Source organism: Mesorhizobium sp. M7A.F.Ca.US.005.03.2.1, assembly GCF_003997795.1.
Taxonomy (GTDB): domain Bacteria; phylum Pseudomonadota; class Alphaproteobacteria; order Rhizobiales; family Rhizobiaceae; genus Mesorhizobium; species Mesorhizobium ciceri.
In genome coordinates, this window is the sequence record NZ_RZRP01000716.1 from 1 (window position 1) to 3281 (window position 3281).

A 3281-nucleotide genomic window follows, 5' to 3' on the forward strand; every position below is an offset into this window, starting at 1 on the left:
GCTTGAGGGGCGGGGCATTGTGATACAGGGAGGGCTGTGGGGTCCCTCCTTCTCGGCCTCGACGATGTGGGAGGAGCCTGTGCGGCGAAACGGGCTAGACGCCCCCAGGCCCAGAACTTGGGCGAAACCAACTCCCACCAAAGCACAGCCGCTTTAGTAGCCGAACAATGAAGCCTCGCTCGACGAGCCGCCGCCTCTACTGTCAGCGGCATCACGCGGTTGAAGCGAACAGCGCAGCGGCTACTGTTTCCCGCACAACTCGGACGGCAATTGGGACAAGTCCGCACATGTCGTCACGTAAGCTGAACGCCGCAGGTACAGCCAAATTGGGGGCGGGGCGTTTCTGCCGTTTTGATAGAATTCTATCAAACTGACAATTTTCCTTGCACGAATGCAAGGAGAGCTCGATTGACTCCCCTCCTTTCTTGTCAAGGATGGGTTTGCAGGCTGCGGTGCGGCAGAAGCCGGACAGAACGGCGACCGGTCGAGTAAAGGCCTGCGCAAACAAGCGCGCATATTGCGGGCGCCCGCACGGAGGAGAAGACGCTCGTCCTGGTGAAAGACAACGATGCTCAGGCGCCATTGCCATTTGCCGAGGGGGTCCGCGCGCCGGAAATTTCGAAGCAACAAAGGTGAGATCGAGAATGATGATGGCGAAATACAACACAGCTCACCGTCCAGTGCAGTTCTACCGGCGGGTGGCGGAGTGGGATGGGCTGCCAAATGGAACGTAAAAAGATCAGCAAGGAGATGCTTGGCGATAGTCAGGCGCTGCGCAAGCTGCGTGAGCACCTTGTCAAGGTGGCCAAGGCGAAGACTACGGTCCTGTTGCGAGGTGAATCCGGAACCGGCAAGGAGCTGGTTGCCAAAGCCATTCACGAGCTCTCGCCTCGCGCCAAGCAGCCCTTCATCAAGGTCAATTGCGCGGCGCTCACCGAGACGCTTCTGGAATCTGACTTGTTCGGTCATGAGAAGGGTGCCTTCACCGACGCGAGCAGTTTGCGCAAGGGGCGCTTTGAGGCTGCCGACAAAGGCACATTGTTTCTGGACGAGATTGGCGAAATATCAGGTTCGTTCCAGGCTAAGCTGCTGCGTGTCCTGCAGGAGCAGGAGTTTGAGCGCGTCGGCAGCAACCACACCATTAAAGTTGATGTTCGCGTGATTGCCGCAACGAACAGGGACTTGGAAACGGCAGTTCAACGCAAGGAGTTCCGGCAAGACCTCTATTATCGCATCAACGTCGTCACTTTACGCGTGCCGGCATTGCGCGAAAGGCGAGGTGATATTCCGCTCTTGGCCGCTCAGTTTCTCAAGAATTTCAATACTGAGAATGATCACACGCTGACCTTCGCTCCCGAAGCGATTGAGGTGCTAATGAACTGCGAATTTCCAGGTAACATCCGAGAGCTCGAAAACTGCGTTCAACGGACGGCAGTTCTGGCGACGGGTCCATCAATCCTCAGAACTGACTTTGCCTGTTACGCGGATCAGTGCTTGGCCGCGGCGCTGTGGAAGAACGGACAGCCGACGTCAGAGAAGTCGACTACGATCGAGCCTTCCGCCGCCTGTGCCGCCCCGCCCGTCGGCGACGGGCAAGCGCCGATAGGCCCTGCCACGACTCGTGGTAGGGTGCCCGATGCCGATACGGTCATTGCTGCCATGGAAAAGTGTGGCTGGGTGCAGGCAAAGGCGGCGCGCCTGCTCGGTTTGACCCCGCGCCAGATCGGCTACGTGCTGAGAAAACGCGGTATCGAGATCAAGCGTCTCTGAAACAACCCGCCGAGCAAGAGCTGGAGCAGGTCAAGCATTGGTGCTCTGGCGCCGAGCCCATCGGCCAGGCTTACGAAGTGGGTGTGAACAGCGCTGCCAAGATTCCGGCCGTGTGCTTTCTACCACCAGTCGTACTGGGGCTCTGCGACTGACAAACTAAAAAGGAGTAATCCTCTGGCGGGACCTGGTCGATACATTAGCTGATGGCTTACCGCTCGATATCACGCAATCTGAGATGGGCATGAAAGTGAGTTCGACCGCTGGACAGTTGCCGACTTCGTCAGGTATTGGCCCCTGCGACCGGTTGATCTCCGATATCCAAATTCTTGGAAGTTGGTCGAGACGAAACTGTCGCCCCGGCTCGTGACCGACCGCGCGCCCGGCAAGATCGAGTTACAAAGTTGCCGAGGCAGTTTGATGTGCGTTCCTGCATCACTGTACGGGACACGACCTGACGGGAGACTATGATGCGTAGCCAAAAAGAAAAGATGCTCGCAGGCGAGTTTTACAATGCGGCGGATCCGGAGATCCAAGCTGACCTGTTGGCAACCGGGGCTTGGCTCAAGCGGTACAATGATACGCTGGGGCAGACCACGGGGCATTGGCATGAGCTTTTGTCCGAGCGGCTGGGAGAGGTTGGGCGCGGAACGGTCATCCGTCCGCCCTTTTTTTGCGACTACGGATTCAATATCCGCATTGGAGCCAATGCCTACATCAACTTCAACTGCGTTATTCTTGACGTGGTAGAGGTCAAAATCGGGCAAGGAACGGCAATTGGGCCTGCTGTGCAGATTTATACCGCCGATCATCCACATGATGCCGAGCAGCGGCAGGCCGGCCTGCAGGTCGGGCGTCCTGTTCACATTGGCAGCCGTGTCTGGATCGGCGGTGGAGCAATCATTCTGCCTGGCGTCACGATTGGTGATAATGCAGTGGTAGGCGCTGGCTGCGTGGTCACACGAGATGTTCCCGCCGGGGCAAAGGTAGTGGGAATTCCTGCTCGCGTGGCCGACCCACATAAACAGGCATAATCAACCTCGTTGACCCTGGAGGTGCATGCGAACTGTCGAAACTGTGCCGAATTTTTGTCGAAGCCATTGAGCGCTGCATATGTTGTCGCGACTCGGGCGCTTCAGTTCTTTTGCCACGGGGGTCACAAGATCATGTGCGTAATGCCGCCGCAACGTGCTCACGTCCCGCAGCAGCGGACCCTTTCACATGGCCCAACGAATTCAGAGCCTACGTTGTGCTGCCACTAGCATTACTGCTCACGAATGTATTCCCAACTGAGTTTTCGCCCTTGGAGGCAAGCAGCGACTCACCAGCAATCGCCGGCCATTAATCCTGGCTAGCATCGACCCCGACGAGGCGAGCCGCGGCGTTGCGGATCGGCATGTCGATGACCGTGATTGCGCCTTCGGCAAGGAAACGACGTTCGTTTCTGGTCAGCGTAGCCGAATCGATCACCGCAAAATGTGGGCCAGTGGAGCGCTTCATCAGCTGTCTGGCAT

Annotated in this window: 2 protein-coding genes and 2 pseudogenes; 2 read left to right on the forward strand and 2 right to left on the reverse strand. The window is 57.6% G+C overall.

The features are described from left to right. Window positions 1–211 precede the first annotated feature (211 nt). Window positions 212–664 carry a hypothetical protein gene (locus EN991_RS28920; protein ID WP_127262932.1) on the reverse strand — a complete coding sequence of 151 codons (453 nt, stop codon included), beginning with the start codon at window positions 662–664 and terminating at the stop codon, window positions 212–214. Between the two features lie 62 nt (window positions 665–726). Here EN991_RS28920 and nifA point away from each other — a divergent pair. Together nifA and EN991_RS28930 are read left to right on the forward strand one after the other, a co-directional pair. Beyond that, a pseudogene (nifA, locus tag EN991_RS28925) lies at window positions 727–1770 on the forward strand (nif-specific transcriptional activator NifA); the annotation flags it as partial. Window positions 1771–2234: 464 nt separating this feature from the next. After that, entirely contained in the window at window positions 2235–2801 is a 567-nt protein-coding gene (locus tag EN991_RS28930) for a sugar O-acetyltransferase (protein WP_024505228.1), read from the forward strand. Window positions 2802–3108: 307 nt separating this feature from the next. Here the strand turns inward: EN991_RS28930 and EN991_RS41175 are convergent. After that, window positions 3109–3281 (reverse strand): annotated as a pseudogene (locus EN991_RS41175) (SIR2 family protein); the annotation flags it as partial.

Excerpts from the sequence above, each read along its gene's own strand:
- EN991_RS28930 (WP_024505228.1), top strand. The coding sequence starts at position 2,235 with ATGATGCGTAGCCAAAAAGAAAAGATGCTCGCAGGCGAGTTTTACAAT.